Source organism: Streptomyces sp. NBC_01003 (assembly GCF_045162695.1).
Classification (GTDB): Bacteria; Actinomycetota; Actinomycetes; order Streptomycetales; family Streptomycetaceae; genus Streptomyces.
Genome location: NZ_CP108707.1, coordinates 5,856,571 through 5,875,287 on the forward strand (window position 1 = coordinate 5,856,571; position 18,717 = coordinate 5,875,287).

The 18,717-nt window shown below is 70.1% G+C and carries 16 protein-coding genes and 1 pseudogene; 6 read left to right on the forward strand and 11 right to left on the reverse strand.

Annotated features, from left to right (window positions below; translation table 11 throughout):
- Nucleotides 1-21 precede the first annotated feature (21 nt).
- Nucleotides 22-1,281 (reverse strand): ABC transporter substrate-binding protein, encoded by a 1,260-nt coding sequence (locus OG698_RS26855; protein ID WP_406105942.1) that lies wholly within the window; start codon nt 1,279-1,281, stop codon nt 22-24.
- A gap of 71 nt (nt 1,282-1,352) precedes the next feature.
- Between OG698_RS26855 and OG698_RS26860 the strand changes: the two genes are divergently transcribed.
- From OG698_RS26860 to OG698_RS26875, 4 genes and pseudogenes are all read left to right on the forward strand, one after another.
- Entirely contained in the window at nt 1,353-2,150 is a 798-nt protein-coding gene (locus OG698_RS26860) for a TetR family transcriptional regulator (protein WP_406105944.1), read from the forward strand.
- 65 nt (nt 2,151-2,215) lie between these two features.
- Entirely contained in the window at nt 2,216-2,980 is a 765-nt protein-coding gene (locus OG698_RS26865; protein WP_406105946.1) for a glucose 1-dehydrogenase, read from the forward strand.
- Between the two features lie 892 nt (nt 2,981-3,872).
- Nucleotides 3,873-4,155: pseudogene (locus OG698_RS26870) on the forward strand (PTS lactose transporter subunit IIC); the annotation flags it as partial.
- Between the two features lie 117 nt (nt 4,156-4,272).
- A complete protein-coding gene (locus tag OG698_RS26875; protein WP_406105947.1) occupies nt 4,273-4,506 on the forward strand; it encodes a hypothetical protein in 234 nt (77 codons plus the stop codon).
- A 24-nt stretch (nt 4,507-4,530) separates the two neighbouring features.
- Here OG698_RS26875 and OG698_RS26880 read toward each other — a convergent pair whose 3' ends face one another.
- From OG698_RS26880 to OG698_RS26890, 3 genes are all read right to left on the reverse strand, one after another.
- A complete protein-coding gene (locus OG698_RS26880) occupies nt 4,531-5,301 on the reverse strand; it encodes a DUF6227 family protein (protein ID WP_406105949.1) in 771 nt (256 codons plus the stop codon).
- 199 nt (nt 5,302-5,500) lie between these two features.
- Nucleotides 5,501-6,772, reverse strand: coding sequence for an Ig-like domain-containing protein (locus OG698_RS26885; protein WP_406105951.1), 1,272 nt, complete (start codon nt 6,770-6,772; stop codon nt 5,501-5,503).
- Between the two features lie 186 nt (nt 6,773-6,958).
- On the reverse strand, nt 6,959-8,068 hold the full coding sequence (locus tag OG698_RS26890; protein WP_406105953.1) for a P1 family peptidase: 1,110 nt from the start codon (nt 8,066-8,068) through the stop codon (nt 6,959-6,961).
- Nucleotides 8,069-8,844: 776 nt separating this feature from the next.
- Here OG698_RS26890 and OG698_RS26895 point away from each other — a divergent pair.
- Nucleotides 8,845-9,027, forward strand: coding sequence for a hypothetical protein (locus tag OG698_RS26895; RefSeq protein WP_100596104.1), 183 nt, complete (start codon nt 8,845-8,847; stop codon nt 9,025-9,027).
- 7 nt (nt 9,028-9,034) lie between these two features.
- On the opposite strand, the gene mscL is transcribed toward OG698_RS26895, so the two are convergent.
- The 6 genes from mscL to OG698_RS26925 all read right to left on the reverse strand — a co-directional run bounded on the left by mscL (nt 9,035) and on the right by OG698_RS26925 (nt 14,905).
- The gene (mscL, locus tag OG698_RS26900; RefSeq protein ID WP_406105955.1) at nt 9,035-9,490 is read right to left on the reverse strand and encodes a large conductance mechanosensitive channel protein MscL; all 456 of its coding nucleotides are present in this window, start codon (nt 9,488-9,490) and stop codon (nt 9,035-9,037) included.
- A 150-nt stretch (nt 9,491-9,640) separates the two neighbouring features.
- Entirely contained in the window at nt 9,641-10,207 is a 567-nt protein-coding gene (locus OG698_RS26905) for an RcpC/CpaB family pilus assembly protein (protein WP_406105956.1), read from the reverse strand.
- A gap of 180 nt (nt 10,208-10,387) precedes the next feature.
- Complete coding sequence (locus tag OG698_RS26910; RefSeq protein WP_406105958.1) at nt 10,388-11,263, reverse strand: S-methyl-5'-thioadenosine phosphorylase; 876 nt, start codon at nt 11,261-11,263, stop codon at nt 10,388-10,390.
- Between the two features lie 93 nt (nt 11,264-11,356).
- On the reverse strand, nt 11,357-11,692 hold the full coding sequence (locus OG698_RS26915; protein ID WP_406105960.1) for an FmdB family zinc ribbon protein: 336 nt from the start codon (nt 11,690-11,692) through the stop codon (nt 11,357-11,359).
- Between the two features lie 67 nt (nt 11,693-11,759).
- Nucleotides 11,760-13,046, reverse strand: a complete 1,287-nt coding sequence (locus tag OG698_RS26920) for an MFS transporter (RefSeq protein ID WP_406105962.1) — start codon at nt 13,044-13,046, stop codon at nt 11,760-11,762.
- Between the two features lie 338 nt (nt 13,047-13,384).
- Complete coding sequence (locus OG698_RS26925; protein WP_406111300.1) at nt 13,385-14,905, reverse strand: potassium/proton antiporter; 1,521 nt, start codon at nt 14,903-14,905, stop codon at nt 13,385-13,387.
- A 268-nt stretch (nt 14,906-15,173) separates the two neighbouring features.
- Here OG698_RS26925 and OG698_RS26930 point away from each other — a divergent pair, with 268 nt between their 5' ends.
- Nucleotides 15,174-17,993 carry a penicillin acylase family protein gene (locus OG698_RS26930; protein WP_406105963.1) on the forward strand — a complete coding sequence of 940 codons (2,820 nt, stop codon included), beginning with the start codon at nt 15,174-15,176 and terminating at the stop codon, nt 17,991-17,993.
- A 120-nt stretch (nt 17,994-18,113) separates the two neighbouring features.
- Here OG698_RS26930 and OG698_RS26935 read toward each other — a convergent pair whose 3' ends face one another.
- Nucleotides 18,114-18,716, reverse strand: coding sequence for a 5-formyltetrahydrofolate cyclo-ligase (locus OG698_RS26935; protein ID WP_406105965.1), 603 nt, complete (start codon nt 18,714-18,716; stop codon nt 18,114-18,116).
- Nucleotide 18,717 lies beyond the last annotated feature (1 nt).

Sequence of the window (18,717 nt, forward strand, 5' to 3'; positions counted from 1 at the left end):
GGGGGCCCGCCCATCTGCCGTTCAGTTCGCCGAGCGCATCTCCGCGCGGCTCGCCGTCGTGTCCAGGGTCTGGAGCACCTCGCGCGGATCGCCGCCCCGGACGACCGCCGAGCCGATGTCCTCGCGGATCGCGGCCCGCACGTCGGGCCAGGACGCCTGGTTCACCGGCTGGAACTCCGCCCGCGGCATCTGGTCGATGAACTTCCACAGCGGGCGCTGCGCGGAGTCGGAGCGCAGGGAGTCCGACGCGGAGGCCGTCACGGGCAGCGCCGCCTGGCCGCCCCCGTACGTCCTGGCCGACTTACGGCTGTAGAGGTACGTCAGGAACTCGCCGCACTCGGCCTTGTGGCCGTTCTGGTTGAACGCGAGCAGCCAGTCGCTCAGCCCGACCGGCGCCGCCGCGCCCCCGTCCCGCTGCGGGAACGCCGCGTGCGCGTAGGGGACCTTCGCCTGGTCGGCGGCGCCCATCAGGACCGGGTGGGCGATCATCATGCCGATCTGCCCGCGCAGGAACTGCTCGTACGCGGCCGTCCGGTCGAGGAGCTGCGGCGCGGCGCCCGCCAGGCCCTCGCCGACGAGGCGGTCGCGCAGCCAGGTCAGCGTCTCGATGTTGCTGGTGGTCGCGAAGTCGTAGCCGGTGACGCCCGCGTAGGTGCCGCCGCCGGCCAGCAGCCAGGCGAGGGCCTCGTCCTCGGCGGCCTCGGGGCCGAGCTGGAGCCCGTACGGAGTCTTCACGCCGATCGCCCTCAACGCCTTTGCCGCGGCGTGCAGTTCGTCCCACGAGGTGGGCGCCGAGACGCCCGCCCGCTCGAACAGCTTCGTGTTGTAGAAGAGGCGCGGCGTGCTCGCCATGAACGGGATGCCGTACTGGACGTAGTGGGCCGTCCCCGCCTGCGTGAACGACTGCGTGAAGTCGGCCTGTGTGGGGATGTCGAAGAGCTCGGACACCGGGTAGAGCTTGCGCTGGTCGGCGAACGTCGCGAAGACGTTGGACTGCGCGATGTCCGGCGCCTTGCCGTCCTTCACCCGCTGGGCGAGAGTCCGGTCCAGCTTGGCGAACGGGATCCGCTCCACATGGACCGTGACGTCCGGCTTCACCTTCTTGTACGCCTTGACGACCTGGTCCCACTGGTCGCCGATCGAGGATCCGACGCTCTGGTCGTAGCTCGCCACCATCAGCTTGAGGGAGGCCTTCGACGAGCCGGAACCGCAGCCGCTGAGCCCGTAGGCCGCGGCGCCGGTGAGCCCGGCCGCCTGAAGAAGGAAACGTCGCCGCCGCACTGCTCTCGCCCACCCCTTGGTTGCACGCCAGGTCGGTGGCAGATTCTGCCACATAGGCATACCATGACTTCATGCCCGGTAGCTCTACGACTGAGACGCTGACGGAACGACGCAAGGCCGCCACGCGCCTCGACATCGCCCGCACGGCGGCGGCGCTCTTCGTGGAGGACGGCCTGCGCGCCACCCGCGCCGAGGACATCGCCCGCGCGGCGGGGGTCGCCCCGCGCACCTTCTACCGCTACTTCGCGACCAAGGAGGAAGCGGTCGCCCCGCTCTTCGCCGCGGGAGCCCAGCAGTGGGCGGAGGCCGTTCGCGACGCCCCGGCCGCGCTGTCCGTGCCCGAGGCGCTGCGGCACGCGGTCGCCCGATCGCTCACCGCGGACGACGCGGCGAACGTGGAATCCCTGGAGTGGGTCAGGTCCCTGCTGCGCATGGCGGCGGAGAGCCCGGCTCTGCAAGCGGTGTGGGGCACCGCCTGCCACGCGTCGGAGGCGACGCTGCTCGCGGTGCTTGCGGAGCGGGTGGGGGTGATCGCTTCGGGTGCTTCGGGTGCTTCGGGTGCTTCGGGTGGCGCTGGTGACTCGGGTGACTCGGGTGCTTCGGGCGCTTCGGGTGGCGCTGGTGACTCGGGTGGCTCGGGTGCCTTGGGTGGCTCGGGTGGTGCCGGTGATTCCGATGGCTCTGGCGCTCCTCAGGCCCCCGCCTCGCTCGCCCTGCGCATGGCCGCCGGGGTCGCCTGCACGGCCATTCGCGTAGGCGTGGAGACCTGGGCCGCGAGTGACGCCCCGGCGGACGGCGAGCTCGGGCCCGCGGCGCTCGCCGCGCGCTGCCTCGCCTCGCTGGGCGACTTCCCGTGGGCCCCCGCCTGACCCTCCGTCCACGCCCGCACCTCTCGAACTCCCTTGTTCCACCCTCGACTTCTTCTGGAGCAACCATGAACAACCTCACCGGCAAGACCGTCCTCGTCACCGGCGGAGCCCGCGGCATCGGCGCCGAGATCGCGCGCCGCGCCGTTGAGGCCGGTGCCAACGTCGTCGTCACCGATGTCCTGGAGGACGAGGGCAAGGCCCTCGCCGCCGAGCTCGGCGACCGCGCCCGCTTCATGCGGCACGACGTGACGTCGGAGGAGGACTGGACGGCCGCCGCCGCGTTCGCCACCGCCGAGTTCGGCGGGATCGACGGCCTGGTCAACAACGCGGGCATCTCCACCGGCCAGCCCCTGGAGACGGAGACCGTCGAGCACTTCCGCAAGGTCCTCGACATCAACCTCACCGGCGTCTTCATCGGCATGAAGACGGCCATCAACGCGATGAAGGACAACGGCGGCGGCTCCATCGTCAACATCTCCTCCGCCGCCGGCCTCATGGGCCTCGCCCTCACCGGCTCCTACGGCGCCTCCAAGTGGGGCGTGCGTGGCCTGACCAAGCTCGCCGCGGTGGAGCAGGGCACGGCGAAGATCCGCGTGAACTCGGTCCACCCCGGCATGATCTACACCCCGATGACGGCCCAGCTCGGCATCCAGCAGGGCGACGGGGGCTACCCGAACACCCCGATGGGCCGTGTCGGCGAGGCGGAAGAGATCGCCAAGGCGACCGTGTTCCTGCTCTCGGACGACTCCTCGTACGTCACTGGCGCCGAGCTCGCCGTGGACGGCGGCTGGACCACGGGCCCGACGGTCAAGTACGTGATGGGCCAGTAGGCGCCCCAGGCACCCCCGAAGGGCCCGGTTCTCCGCGAGGAGGCCGGGCCCTTTTGCCTACCGGGTGGGACGTCGGAGGCAAACGGACATGTACGCACCGGAGCGTCAGCAGGAGATCCTCCGCGCTCGCCGACTCCGCCGAATACGGGCAGCGTCACTTCGCCCGAACCGTGCTACTCGGGCCGAATGTCGTCCAGACTGTTGACGATTATTACGGACGGCGGCTGCGCGGGTGCAGGTACCTGAATGAGAATGGGGACATAGGCTATATCGCCGTGCCTGAACTCGGCTTTCGCTGAAAATCGGTAGCATACGATCGCGTTCGGACTGCTGCGCGTCGCATAACACTGAAGCGTCGACTTCGTTGGCGCAGCCTGCGATTTCTGTGACAGGGAACCTGATTCACTCGCTGATGCGCCCCATTCGCCGAGCGCCAAACAGCAGGTGGCTGCGGCTATAACGCTGACACTCCGCAATGCTGCCTTCTTCATCCTCATCACCCCGAAAGCTGCGAGTGAACTGAGTTGTTCTATCGTCGCATGCCGGCAAGAGACGCGCGAGGCGCTTAGGGTCCGTCGCGCGTGAGCGCGTCCTGCGCCTGGCTTCCTCGACCCAATGTGAGGCACCCGGACCGAAGTGGTCCGGTTCGAAGTGCCACTCCGAAGTGCCACTCCGAAGTGCCACTTCGAAGGACGCGCGCCTCAAAACGCCTGGATGGCCGCTGGATAGAAGTGCACACAGGCGACCTATATGGTGACCCCGCATTTACACGCTGTGCCGACACCGTTTCGGGAGCGTTAATTGAATGACCGCTGTCGTAGAGACCCAGGAACTTCAGAGCTCGTAAAGGCTCTTGCTGGAGTTACCCGGATGATGTGCTTCGACCTGGGCGGCCCGATCCGTGCGCGGCCGGCTCTTCACCAGGACCGAGCGCGAGAACGGCCGGCCCGGGTGCTCGGCGCCTCGTTCATCACGGAGGGTGCGCGATCCCGTTCGCCGCGGCGGACCCGCTGCGCGTCATCCCCGCCTCGATGGCGGCCGGCGCGGTAACCGGCGCCCTGTCGATGGCCTTCGGCTGCACCCTGCGCGCCCCGCACGGCGGCATCTTCGTGGTCCTGAAGGGGATGCGGAAGTCCGGCCCCGAGGGCGGGGGGCGGGTGACGCATCCGCGGTGAAGGAAGACGAGCCGAAGATACATACCGGTAGCCGCCTGACAGTTCGGAACTGTCCACTCATGCGAGATACGTCACGGTCCGGGATCAAAGTCCCGGACCGTGGTGTTGACTGGGCCCATGCCTGAGCACCTGTCGTACTTCCAGCAGATAGGCGTGGCGTTCCTCGCGGCCGCCACCGTGGTGTGGGTGGTCGGTCTCGTCCGGCTGGTCCGCCATGTGGGCTGGGGCGCCGAGCGGCCCCTCGCCTCGCTGCCGGGGCAGGGCGGGCCGCCCGCTCTGGAGTCCGCGCCGCTGACGCCGGACGAGCGCGACGCGTTCGCGGGACTGGTACGGCAGTTCAGCCGCCGATAGTTGCCGGCCGGGGGCTGTACGCGGCTAGCCGCAGCTGGGGCGGGAGCGGTCGGTGGCGCGGCGCTTCATCGCCGCGCGGGCCTCGTCCTGTGTGGCATACACCTCGCACATGTGACGGCCGTCCGGCGTCGCCGTGTGCTCGATCTCCCAGAGGCTGATCTCGCTGCCGTCGTGCAGCAGGAACGCGTGCTCGTACAGCGTGAATCCGAGGCGCGGGCGGCCGAACGCCTGCGTGATCTGGTGCGCGCACGCGGTGTGCAGGAGCCCGGCCGTGCCGGGTCCCGGGCGGTCCTCGTTCTCCGCACGGCGCAGCAGGCGGCGGGCGTGGTCCGCCGAGTCGTCGGCCGCGTAACTGCGGCGCGGCTCGGGGATCGACGGGAGCTGGAGCGGGAGCGGCAGCTCGAAGTCGGGGGCGGCCTCGCGGGGCAGCGGGAGGCGGTCCGTCGCCAGGTGCAGGTCGTCCTCCGAGGTGTACACCTCGTGCTGGGTCCCCCGGCCGGGCAGCGTGTTGTGGACGAGCTCCCACAGGGTGAGCGCGCTGCCGTCCGCGAGCAGCCACGTGTGCCGGTACGTCTCGCGGTGCAGGCCCGCGCTGTGGTGCGCGGAGTGCAGCGAACTGTCGTACGCGAGCGCGCAGTCGAGGCGGGCGAGCGCCTCGTCGGGCAGCTCGAAGGAGTTCAGGGCCCGGCCCAGCAGGCGTCCGAGGTGCTCATCCGGCTGGTGCGTGCCGTCCGGCTGACGCGACTCGTGCGACTCGGGTGGCTCGTACGCTGCGGTGTCGTACGGAACGCTCAAGGCATCTCCCGGCGTTGCTACATGTCACCTTGTGGGTGCATACCGTAGCCCCTAGGTCGGACATCATGTCCTCGAAATCAGAAACGAGCGGGCCGCGCGGGGAAGTTCCCGCGCGGCCCGCTCTTGTGCCTGCTTTTTTCGGCGGCCCGCTGTTCGGGTGCCTGCCTTTCGGCGGGCGCCCGTGGGGCTCAGGGCGGGCTCAGGCCGCGCTGCCCGCCGTCCACTGGCTCCACGACATGTTCCAGCCGTTGAGGCCGTTGTCGGGCGCGATGGTGGTGTCGGGGGAGTGTTCGACGGTCACCACGTCACCGACGAGCGAGTTGTCGTAGAACCACTTGGCGATCGTCGCGCCGCCCGCGCCCTGGACGTCCGCGAGGCCGATGCAGCCATGGCTGGTGCCGGAGCGGCCGAAGGGCGGATTGCCCTTCGGGTACCAGTAGTTGCCGTGGATGAATGTCCCGGACGAGGACAGGCGCATCGCGTGCGGGACGTCGGGGATGTCGTACTCGCCGCCGAAGCCGACCGTCGAGCCGTTCATCCGGGTCTGCACGAACTTCTCGGAGATCACCATCTGCCCGTTGTACGTGGTGTGCTGGGCGCTGCCGGCCGAGATCGGGATCGACTTGATGGTCTTGCCGTCCCGCACGACCGTCATCGTCTGGGTGTTCACGTCGACTGTGGAGACCTGGGAACGGCCCACGGTGAAGCTGACCGTCTTGTTCTGGACGCCCGTCACGCCGTTCGCGCCCTCCACGCCGTCCAGGTCGATCTTCATCGTGACCTTGGAGCCGGCCTTCCAGTACTCCTCCGGGCGGAAGTCGAGCCGCTGCGCGCCGAACCAGTGGCCCACGATCTGCTGGCCGCTGCTGGAGGAGACCGTGATGTGCGACTGCACGGCCTTCTTGTTCGTGATCGCCTTGTCGAACGTGAATGAGACCGGCATGCCGACGCCGACCGTGGTGCCGCCGTCCGGCGTGTACGTGCCGATGAAGCTGCCCGACGTGGTGACCGTCGTGAAGATCGAGTTGGCGGCGGCGGGGCGGCCCTCGGAGTCCTTCGCGGTGGCCGAGATGCGGTACTTCGTCCCTCGCTCCAGCTGTTCCTTGGGCTTCCACGCCGAGCCGTTGGCGGTGAGCGAGCCGGGCACGGTCTTCCCGCTGTCGGGCTCCGTCATCGTCACGTCGGTGAGCTTGCCGGACTTGACCTTCACGCCCGTCGCGTTGATGGACGCGCCCGTCGAACCGTCCTTGGCGGAGATCGTGATCTGAGCGGCGGACGAGCCCTTGTCCTTGCTGTCGCCGTTCTTGCCGTCTGCGTTCTCCGCGCTGGCGTTGCCGCCGCAGGCGGTGAGGGCGAGCGCGCCGACGGCGAGCGCGGCCGTCGCCACCAGGACCCGCCGCGCGGTGTTCCTGCGGCCCCGCTCGGGCTGCCGGGGATGCTGCTGGTGCGCGGCTGTGTCCGGGGTTGTCACGAGATGCTCCAGGATTCGTCAGTTACTCCAGTGTGGGTAGAGAGGGAGAACTGACCGGAAAGGTTCCTTCGGGGCGATGTGAACGGAGACACAGGTCACGTCAGGAACCGGGCGGGCCGCCCGCTACGTGAGGCCTGGGCTCCGTAAGTCATGGGGCGCCCTGGGTGTCTTGGCGCGCCCCGTGCCTCAACTCCCGTACAGATCCCGGTACGAGAGGAACGTCCCGCCCGGCCCCCGCACCGAATCCGCCGTGAGCACCGCCCGCACGATCGCCCGCGTCACCATGTCCGCGCCCGCCGCGAGGATGTCGTTCAGCGCGAGGGGGTTGGCCTCGTCGAGCGGGCGGGCGCCGGTCGCGACGGCGAAGACGGTGTCCCCGTCGTTGAGGAGATGCACCGGACGGACGGCTCGCGCGATGCCGTCGTGAGAGGTGCCCGCGAGCTTGTGCGCCTCGGAACGGGTGAGCACCGCGTCCGTGGCGACGACGGCGAGCGTGGTGTTCATCGGCGGCGGCGCCTGTCCGGCGGCCTCCTCCTTGGCCTGTGCGATCCGTTCCCGCGCCGCCGCGTGCGCCTCGGGCGAGGGGTGCGGGTACGGGTGCGGGTGCGGTTCGCCGTTCCGCGCGGAGGCAGAGGCGGAGGCAGAGGCGGAGGCGGAGTCCGGGTCGAAGAGCTGCCCGTAGAGCGCGCCCGTCGCCGGATCGACCGCGGAGCCCACCGCGTTGGCCACGACCAGCGCCGCGACCGTGATGCCCGAGTCGAGCACCGTGCTCGCCGTGCCCACGCCGCCCTTGAGCCCGCCGATCACCGCGCCCGTGCCCGCGCCCACCGAACCCTCCGCCACGGGCGAGCCCGGTGCGGAAGCGGCCGCCGCCTCCACCGCTACGCGGCCCGTCGCCGCGTCAGGCCTGGCCCCGAACTCCCCGCCGCGCCTCAGGTCGAAGACGCACGCGGCGGGGACGACCGGCACCACCTCGCGCGGCCCGGCCCCCACCCGTACGCCCCGGCCCTGCTCCTCCAGCCACGCCATGACACCCGACGCGGCGTCCAGGCCGTAGGCACTGCCGCCCGTCAGGGTCACGGCGTCGATGCGCCGGACCACGTTGCGCGGGTCGAGCGCGTCCGTCTCTTTCGTGCCCGGGCCGCCACCGCGCACGTCCACGGCAGCGGTCATCCCGCCCTCGGGCGCGAGCACCACCGTCGTCCCGGTCAGCCAGCCGCCCTCGCCGGTGCGGGTGGCATGACCGACCCGCAGGCCGGCGACATCGGTCAGGGCATTGCGCGTGGGCGTCGTCATACGGCATGCGTATCACGTGAGTTGGGCCCCGGGGCCGCCTCCGCGCGGGCCCCAGTGCCGGGCGCCGGGCCGCGTGCGCGGCCGTGATCCCCGCGGCCGTCAGCGTGATCCCCGCCGCCTCGGCTCGCGCAAAGCACGAGCTCGGCCTGCACACCGCCCTCGGCACCTCGGGCTTCCTCGGCGTGCGCGCCACCGACGCGCTGCCGCGGGGTGTCGACCTCGTCCTGCTCGACCGGCACCTCGGGCTTCCTCGGCGTGCGCGCCACCGACGCGCTGCCGCGGGGTGTCGACCTCGTCCTGCTCGACCGGCACCTCGGGCTTCCTCGGCGTGCGCGCCACCGACGCGCTGCCGCGGGGCGTCGACCTCGTCCTGCTCGACATCAAGTCCTGGGACCCCGAGACCTACCGCAAGGTCACCGGACGCCCCCTGCGCCCGAGCCTCGACTTCGCGTATCGCCTCGCCGACCTCGGCAAGAACGTCTGGGTGCGCTTCGTCCCAGCGCCCGGCCTGACCGACGAACCGGAGAGGAGCGAGGGCGTCACTGCCTTCGCGGGCTCCCTCCGCAGCGTCTCCCGCGTCGACGTCCTGCCCTCCCACAGGCTGGGTGAGCCCAAGTGGCAGGGCCTCGGCAAGCCCTTCCCGCCGCACGACACCCCGACGCCCACCCGCGAGCAGCTGGCCACGGCCAGGAACATCTTCACGGAGCACGGCCTCACCACGGTCCGAACGGCCCGCACCTCGGCAGCCGGCCCCCCGACGGACGTACGCTGGAGGCATGAGCACCGCCCCCGCCCCCGAACCGCGCGATCCGAAGAACGCGCTGGTCTTCGACGATCCGCTGAGCACGCAGTCCTCGGACGACACGGACCGAGGGTGGGGCGAGCGGCCCACCACCGGCGGCGACAGCGCCGCCGACCTGGCACGCTTCCTCGACGAGAAGCCGCCCCACCACCTCTGAGCCGAGGCTACTGCTCGCTGTGCCCAGAGCCGCGCTGCGCCACCAGGGCGTCGCGGATCTCCTTCAGGACCTCCAGCTCGGACAGCTCGACGACCTCCGCGGCGCCTTCCTTCGCGGCATCCCGGGCCGCCTTCTTGGCCAGGTACTTGGCCATCGGCAGCACCATCAGGAAGTACACGACCGCGGCCGTGATCAGGAACGTGAGAGTGGCGCTGAGCACCGTGCCCCACAGGATCTCGATGCCGTCGTCGCCCGGGCACGTGCCCTTCAGGCACGACTTGTAGCCGTCCAGGTCCTTCGTGCCGAATGCGCCGACCAGCGGGTTGATGACGCCCTTCACGACGGCGTTCACGATGTTGGTGAACGCGGCTCCGATGACCACCGCGACAGCAAGGTCGATCACATTCCCGCGCATCAAGAAGGCTTTGAAGTCCTCCCACACGCTCGGCTTCTTCTCGCTCACCAGAAGGCCTCTCTTCACTTGTGCAGGACGTGGAGCAAACAGTTCCGCAACCTACGACAGCGCCTGGCGGGCCTGTCCAATTCGCCAACTCGAACGAGGGACTTGACTTCGAAACCGTGCGGACCGGCCCGTCCGGGGGCCCGAAAATGATCACCACAGCGTCACCGCCAGCCGCGAGGTGGCACCGGCCCCGGCGATCCGCGCCGCCGTCGCCCGAGGCACGGACAGCACGACCAGCGCACCACCCTCCGCGACAGCATCGCCGGCCGACTCGGGCGACTCCGGTACGGAGCTGACCCGCGCCCCCGCCGCCACGACCCTGCCCCCTTGGCCGCCGGAGCCCTGCCCATCACCGGCGCCGACGCCGGCTCCCGCGCCCGCCGCCACGACGTCGACCCGGTCGCCCGGCCGCAGCAGCCGCACCGCCGCCGCGTCCGCGATCCGCACCGGCGCGGACACCATCACGACCGACCGCCGCACCCGCTCCCGCCCGGACGCGGACTCTGCGGAGCCGGACCCGGCGCCGGACGACCCCGCCCCAGATGACCCAGCCCCTGAAGGCCCCGCCACCACCACCGCCGCCGTCACGGCGAGCCCCGCGGCGACCGCCCGCCGCCGGTGCCGGCCCGCACGGCGAGCCCGCCACCGCCCACCGCGCACCCGCAACGGCGCGAAATGCGGGACCTCGCACGTCGGGGGAGTGCTGAACGGGGACATGGGCGACCACCACCTGGATCGAGAGGCATCGAAAGTCTCGGAACGCGACGCAAGCTCGAAAGCTCGCCTCGCGCTCCACGATCCAGGCCCGCGTCGATTCCCGCTGAGCCCCGTGTACTACTCGCCGGTTGTGGACAACTCCCTCACCTGAAGGCGAAGTTCAGCCACCCTCCCCGCTGGTTACGGCAGCACGATCCCCGGATCCATCCCCCCGAGCGCCCTCATGCACAGGCAGTCCCGCTCGCCCTTCGCCGGCAGCTCCGCCACCGCGTCGAAGAGCACCGCCCGCAGCCGGTCCACATTGGCGGCGAAGACCTGGAGGACCTCGTCGTGCGAGACGCCCTCGCCCGACCCGGCGCCCGCGTCGAGGTCGGTGACCAGGGTCAACGACGTGTAGCAGAGCTCGAGTTCACGCGCGAGCATCGCCTCGGGGTGGCCGGTCATGCCGACCACCGACCAGCCCTGGGAGGCGTGCCAGCGGGACTCGGCGCGGGTCGAGAACCGCGGCCCCTCGACCACGACGAGCGTCCCGCCGTCCACCGGCTCCCAGTCGCGTCCGCGCGCCGCCTTCACGGCGACCCGGCGCCCGGCCGGACAGTACGGGTCGGCGGGCGACACGTGCACGACGTTCGGCACACTCCCGTCCGCCAGCGGCTCCCCGTCGAAGTACGTCTGCGCGCGGGCCTTCGTCCTGTCCACGAACTGGTCGGGCACCAGGAGCGTCCCCGGTCCGAGCTCGGGCCGGAGTCCGCCCACGGCGCACGGGCCGAGAACCTGCCGGACGCCCACGGAGCGCAGGGCCCAGAGGTTGGCGCGGTAGTTGATGCGGTGCGGCGGCAGATGGTGGCCGCGGCCGTGGCGGGGCAGAAAGGCGACCTTCCGGCCCGCGATCTCGCCGAGGAAGAGCGAGTCGCTCGGCGCTCCGTAAGGGGTGTCGACCTGGACCTCGGTCACGTCGTCCAGGAACGAGTAGAAGCCGGAGCCGCCGATGACTCCGATCTCGGCCGCGACCTGTGTGTTCGCCTTGTTCGCCGTGCCCGGAACTGTATTCGCCATGTCCGGCACAGTATCCGCCCGGGAACGCCGAAAACCCTGTCGTCACAGGACGACAGGGTTCCGTAAGAACTTGGCCGAAGCGGCCGAGCGGCCTTAGGCGGCGGAAGAGCTCGAGGACGAGCTCGAAGAAGAAGACGAAGCGGAGGCCGAGGACGTCGACGCGGAGGACGACTTGGAGTCCGAGGACGAAGACTTCGTGTCCGAGGTGGTCGACTTCGCGGACGACGACGCCGGCGAACTGCTCGACGAGGAGCCGCGGCTGTCGTTGCGGTAGAAGCCCGATCCCTTGAAGACGATGCCGACCGCCGAGAACACCTTCTTGAGGCGTCCGTCGCAGCTCGGGCACACGGTCAGGGCGTCATCGGTGAACTTCTGCACCGCCTCGAGGCCCTCGCCACACTCGGTGCACTGGTACTGGTACGTCGGCACTTGCTTCCTCCTGGCACTCTCACTCGATGAGTGCTAACGACAATCCATAGTGACGTATTCCGCGAGATCAGTCCACTGACACGGGCACTCGGTGACCGATACCACGTGCCACGGTCCGGCCGGTCGACGGCGGGACGAGGCGGGACCGCAGGGTCGCGAGGAGCAGTACGGCGAGCACTGTGCCGCCCATCGGGACGAGGAATCCGGCGCCGTCCCAGAGGCGGTCCTCCAGCTGGCCGGCGACCGTGACGGCCGCTGCCTGGCCGAGCGCAACCGCGCCCGTGAGCCACGTGAAGGCCTCGGTGCGGGCGGTCGGCGGGACCAGCTTCTCGACGAGCGTGTAGCCCGTGATCAGGGCCGGGGCGATGCACGTGCCCACCAGCAGGCCGATCCCGGCGAGCAGCAGCACCGACTGCGCGGCCCAGAGGCCGGAGGCGGTCACGGCGAGCGCGGTGTAGGCGAGCAGGAGTCGGCGCTGCGGCGCGATCTTCCAGGCGACGGCTCCGCAGACGATGCCGGAGAGCATGTTGCCCGCGGCGAACGTCCCGTAGAGGACACCGTTCAGGCCGGGCTCGCCGATCGACTCGGTGAAGGCGGCCAGGGCGACCTGCATGCCGCCGAAGACGGAGCCGATGCCGAGGAACGCCACGATCAGGACGCGTACTCCAGGGATCCGCAGCGCGGAAACGTGCTCCACGCGTGCGTGGATCTCGCCGGCGGTGCGGGAGGGCTGGGGCTGCGTGCCGCGCTGCGCGGCGAACAGGAGGCCGCCCACGAGCGTCAGGGCCGCCTCGGTGACGAGACCGGCGGCGGGGTGCACACCGGTACACAGGGCGGTCGCGAACAGCGGGCCGAGGACGAACGTGAACTCGTCCGTGACCGACTCGAAGGCGGCGGCCGTGGTCATGAGGGGCGAGCCCTGGAGCTTGACGCCCCAGCGGGCCCGCACCATGGGACCGATCTGCGGGGTGGAGGCGCCGGTCGGGACCGCCGCGACGAACAGGGCCCACAGGGGGGCGTCGGTGAGCGCGAGCACCGTCAGCAGGAGCACGGACGCCGTGTGCAGCAGGACGCCGGGCACGAGGACGTCGCGCTGCCCGAAGCGGTCGGCGAGCTTGCCCGTGAAGGGGGCGAACAGCGCCATGGAGACGCCGGTGGTGGCGGAGACGGCGCCGGCGGTGCCGTACGAGCCGGTGGTGTGCTGCACGAGCAGGACCGTCGAGATGGTGAGCATCGCGAACGGCTGCCGGGCGGCGAAGCCGGGGAGCAGGAACGTCCAGGCGCCGCGGGTGCGCAGCAGTCGGCCGTATCCGGGGCGCTTGTCGGTGACCGTGGCCGTGTAATTCTCTGGCACGGCCCTTGCCTTTCTGCCGCCTGGTAGCGCTGCCCCGGTAGGGGTGTGCGCCGAGAGCCGTCCTCATGCGCCGGGAACCGAGTGATACCGGGGTCCGCGCCAGGAGGGCCTGGGCCATGCAGGGTATGCAAGGGAACCGCGGCCGCTTTGCGGTCGCGCCGGCTCTACATCAGGCAGAGTCGGTGGAACTTCAAGTGTGTACCGACCATGCTAACGGCCGGACGGGCCGCTTTCTTCCGCGTAGCGGAACTTCATCCACCGGTCATCGACCCGCCATCCACCCGCCGGCTCCCTCCCTGAGCCCCGGCGCCCCTGCTCTCCGCGTACGCGCTACGGCGCTACTGCGCCCGCCGTGCGCGTGCCGGGCCGCCGTTTCCCGCCAGCCATCCGGCCAGCTTGCCGCCCTGTGCCACGGCCCGCAGCCGGGCCTCGGCCTTGTCCCGTACCTGGTCCGTCGCGACCACGAGCAGTTCGTCGCCGTGCCGCAGGACGGTCGTCGGCAGCGGTACGAAGGACTGCTTCTCGCGCACGACGAGCGTGACGGCGGCGCCCGGGGGCATTCGCAGCTCGCTGACCTCGACGCCGTGCATCCGGGACTCCTTGGGGATCGACACGGACAGCAGATGTCCGCGCAGCCGCTCCAGAGGCGCCGATTCGATGCCGAGGTCGGCGGCGGAAGCGGAGTCGCTGCCCAGCCGCAGCTTCCGGGCGAGCCAGGGCAGCGTCGGTCCCTGGATGAGCGTGTAGACGACGACGAGGACGAAGACGATGTTGAAGATCCGGGTGCTGTCCTCGACGCCGCTCACCATCGGGATGGTCGCCAGGATGATGGGCACCGCGCCGCGCAGTCCGGCCCAGGACATGAGGGCCTTCTCCTGCCAGGGCATCCGGAACGGCAGAAGGCTCAGGACGACACTGAGGGGGCGCGCCACCATCGTCAGGACGAGGCCGATGAGGATCGCGGGCCATGCGTCGTCCACGAGGTCGTGCGGGGTGACGAGCAGGCCGAGCAGGACGAACATGCCGATCTGCGCGATCCAGCCGAGCCCTTCGGCGAAGCCGCGGGTGGCGGGCCAGTGCGGCAGTTTCGCGTTGCCGAGGACCATCGAGGCGAGGTAGACGGCGAGGAACCCGCTGCCGTGGGCCATGGCTCCGGCGGCGTACGCGGTGACGGCGATGGCCATGACGGCGATCGGGTAGAGGCCGGAGGCGGGCAGCGCGACGTGCCGCAGGCCGAGGGAGCCGAGCCAGCCCACCGCGATCCCGATCGCGGCGCCGATCGCGAGTTCGAGGGCGATCTCGCCGATGAGGGCGTACCAGTGCTCGACGGATCCCGCCGTGGAGAAGGCCACCACCAGAATCACCACAGGGGCGTCGTTGAAGCCGGACTCGGCCTCGAGGACGCCTGTCACGCGGGACGGCAGCGGCACCTTGCGCAGCACGGAGAAGACGGCCGCGGCGTCCGTCGAGGACACCACCGCGCCGATGATGAGCGCATGCCGCCACTCCAGGCCCACGACGTAGTGCGCCCCGGCGGCCGTCACACCCACGCTGACGGCGACGCCGACCAGCGACAGCATGACGGCGGCCGGCAGCGCCGGTTCGATCTCTTTCCACTTCGTGCCGAGGCCGCCCTCGGCCAGGATCACGACGAGGGCCGCGTAGCCGATGACCTGCGTCAGTTCGGCGTTGCTGAACGACACGTTGCCGACGCCGTCCTGACCCATCGCCACCCCGATGCCGAGGTAGAGGAGCAGGCTCGGCAGACCGCTGCGCGAGGAGATGCGCACGGCTGCGACGGCGATCAGCAGGACCAGCGAACAGACGAGCAGGAGCTGGTTGAGGTGGTGGACAGTCAGGGGCTGTTTCCTTCCTCCGAAGGTCGTACGGGATGGCCCGTACGGATGTACGGGACGCTGCGGAACGACCAGGTACTTCGTTACCTTACCTAACCGTTAACGCTTTCTTGACGCCCTCCAGGGTGACCTCGGGCGGGTTGGGGCCCCGGGTTCTTGACACCGCGTCCGAGGCCGCCGTGCCCTGCGCCTATGGTTGCTCCAGCGCTCCGTGACCCCACAGCCCGCCTGCAGCCCGCTCTGCCGCTCGCGAAGGACAGCAAGGACAGCGATGCCCTCGAACACCAACGCCTCTTCCGGCCATTCGTCCGGCAAGAAGAAGAAGGGGCGCAGAGCCCGACTGATCGTGATCGTGCTGGTCCTGGCCATTGTCGCGGGCATCGGTTACGGCACGTACTGGAGTATCAGTACCGTGCGTGACTCCTTCCCGCAGACAAAGGGCTCGATCAAGCTCGACGGGCTCTCCGGTCCCGTGGACGTCAAGCGGGACTCCTACGGGATCCCTCAGGTCTATGCCTCGTCCGACGAGGACCTTTTCATGGCCCAGGGCTATGTGCAGGCACAGGACCGCTTCTGGGAGATGGACGTCCGCCGCCATATGACCTCCGGCCGGCTCTCCGAGATGTTCGGCAAGAGCCAGGTCAAGACCGATGAGTTCCTGCGGACGCTCGGCTGGCACCGGGTGGCGCAGAAGGAGTACGACTCCAAGCTCTCGCCCGAGACGAAGAAGTACCTCCAGGCGTACGCCAAGGGAGTCAACGCCTACCTCGCCGGCAAGGACGGCGGGGACATCTCCGTCGAGTACGCGGCGCTCGGGTTCACCAACGACTATGCGCCCCAGAAGTGGACGCCGGCCGACTCCGTGGCCTGGCTCAAGGCGATGGCGTGGGACCTGCGCGGCAACATGCAGGAAGAGATCGACCGCTCCCTGATGACGAGCCGCCTCGGCCCGCAGCAGATCGCGGACCTGTACCCGGACTACCCGTACGACCGGAACAAGGCCATCGTCCAGTCCGGCTCCTACGACAGCGCGACCGGCTCCTACGGGGAGGGCTCCGGCGGGTCCGGAAATCAAACCGGCACGGGAACAGGCACCGGAACGGGTACCTCCACAGGCACCGGAACCGGCACCGGCACCGGCACGCAAGGCGCCACCGGCACCGGTCTCGCGGGCAACACCGAGGCTCCCGACGGCCTCCAGAGCCAGCTGACCGGGCTCTCCGACGCCCTGGACCAGGTCCCCGCGGCCGTCGGCCCGAACGGCAACGGCATCGGCTCCAACTCGTGGGTGGTCTCCGGAGCGCACACGATCACCGGGAAACCGCTGCTCGCCAACGACCCGCACCTGTCGCCGCAGCTCCCGTCGGTCTGGTACCAGATGGGCCTGCACTGCCGGAGCCTGTCGGCCTCGTGCCAGTACGACGTCACGGGCTACACGTTCTCCGGGATGCCCGGCGTGATAATCGGCCACAACCAGGACATCTCCTGGGGCATGACGAACCTGGGCGCCGACGTCACGGACCTGTACCTGGAGAAGCTCAACAGCGGCGGCGGGTACCAGTACGACGGCAAGACGGTGCCCTTCGAGACCCGCAAGGAGACCATCAAGGTCGCCGGCGGCGACGACAAGACCATCACCGTCCGCGAGACCAACAACGGTCCGCTGATCTCGGACCGGGACGACGAGCTGGTCAAGGTCGGCAAGAAGGCGAAGGTCGACGCCGCTGCCCCCGACCGGGGTGACGGCTACGGGGTCTCGCTGCGCTGGACCGCGCTGACCCCCGGCAAGTCCATGGACGCCGTCTTCGAGCTGAACAAGGCGAAGGGCTGGACCCAGTTCCGCAAGGCCGCCGCCGACTTCGAGGTGCCCTCGCAGAACCTGATCTACGCCGACACCAAGGGCAACATCGGCTACCAGGCACCCGGCAAGATCCCGGTCCGGGGCAAGGGCGACGGTTCGCTGCCCGCGCCCGGCTGGGACGCCGAGTACCGCTGGAAGAGCTACATCCCGCAGTCCGCGCTGCCGTACGAGTACAACCCCAAGCGCGGCTACATCGTGACCGCCAACCAGGCCGTCATCGACAAGGACAAGTACCCGTACCACCTCACCTCCGACTGGGGCTACGGCACGCGCAGCCAGCGCATCACCGATCTGATCGAGTCGAAGATCGCCGGCGGCGGCAAGATCTCCACCGACGACATGCGCACCATGCAGATGGACAACAGCAGTGAGATCGCCAAGCTGCTCGTGCCCAAGCTGCTCAAGATCGACGTCTCGGACAAGTACGTCCGCGAGGCGCAGAAGCTCCTGGAGAACTGGGACTACACCCAGAACCCGGACTCGGCGGCGGCCGCGTACTTCAACTCGGTCTGGCGCAACATCCTCAAGCTGTCCTTCGGCAACAAGCTCCCCAAGGAGCTGCGGGTCGAGGGCCAGTGCCTGAGCGTGGAGCCTGCCGGTGACACCGGCCCGGCGGACGAGGACCGGCGGGTGCGCGAGTGCGGCGAGCGCGACGCGGACTCGGCGCAGCCGGACGGCGGCGACCGCTGGTTCGAGGTCGTCCGCAAGATCATCAACGACGAGAACAACGACTGGTGGAAGGCCCCGGCCACCCGCACCGACGCCGAGACCAAGACCCGTGACCAGCTGTTCGCGCGGGCCATGGAGGACGCGCGCTGGGACGTCACGGCCAAGCTCGGCAAGGACGTCGACACCTGGAGCTGGGGCCGGCTGCACCAGCTGAGCCTGAAGAACCAGACCCTCGGCACGGACGGGCCCGGCTGGCTCCAGTACGTGCTCAACCGCGGCCCGTGGAAGCTCGGCGGCGGCGAGGCGGCCGTGGACGCGACCGGCTGGAACGCGGCCGGCGGCTACGGCGTCATCTGGGTCCCGTCGATGCGCATGGTGGTCAACCTCGCTGACCTCGACAAGTCCAAGTGGATCAACCTCACCGGCGCCTCGGGGCACGCGTTCAGCGCGCACTACACCGACCAGACGGAGAAGTGGTCCAAGGGCGAACTCGTCCCGTGGGTCTCTTCGGAGAAGGCGGTCGGCAAGAACACGAAGGACACCCTGGTGTTGCGGCCCTGACGACGGGCGACACCTTCTGAAAGGGCCCTCCACGCACGCGTGGAGGGCCCTTTCACGTTCCTGAGGGCAGGCCGCTCGTTCCTGAGGGCAAGCCGCTCGCCAGGCCGCTCAGCGAGCCCCTCACCGGAAGCGGCGCACTCCCGAAGGCGTCACCACGGCGTGCACGGGACGGTCGTGCGGCTCCTCGGGGACGCGCTCGACGACCTCACCGTCGTACAGGAGCACCACGAGCGCCGGATCCGCGTCCGCGCGCCCGAGCCGCGCGAGGACCCGGTCGTACGAGCCGCCGCCGCGGCCGAGCCGCATGCCGCGCCCGTCGACGGCGAGGCCCGGCAGCAGCACCGCGTCGGCCTCCACGACGGCCTCCGTGCCGAGCGGCTCCCCGGAGGGCTCCAACAGGGCCATCTTTCCCGCATGTTGCACGCGCGCCAGGGACCCCTGTCCGTCGTAGGCGCCCCAGTCGAGGTCGTTGTCGTCGAGGAGTACGGGAAGCAGGACGCGCACCCCGCGCGCGTGGAGCGCGTCGAGCAGTGCGCGGGTGCCCGGTTCACGGCCTACGGAGACGTACGCCGCGACGGTCCGTGCCCCGGCCAGCTCCGGAAGTTCAAGGGCCCGAAGGGCGAGCGCCCCGGCCGCCGTCTCGACGTCATCGGCGGGCAACCCGGATCTCACCTGGAGGAGTTCTGCCCGCAACGCGTTCTTGTCAGCCTTTGACAAACACATA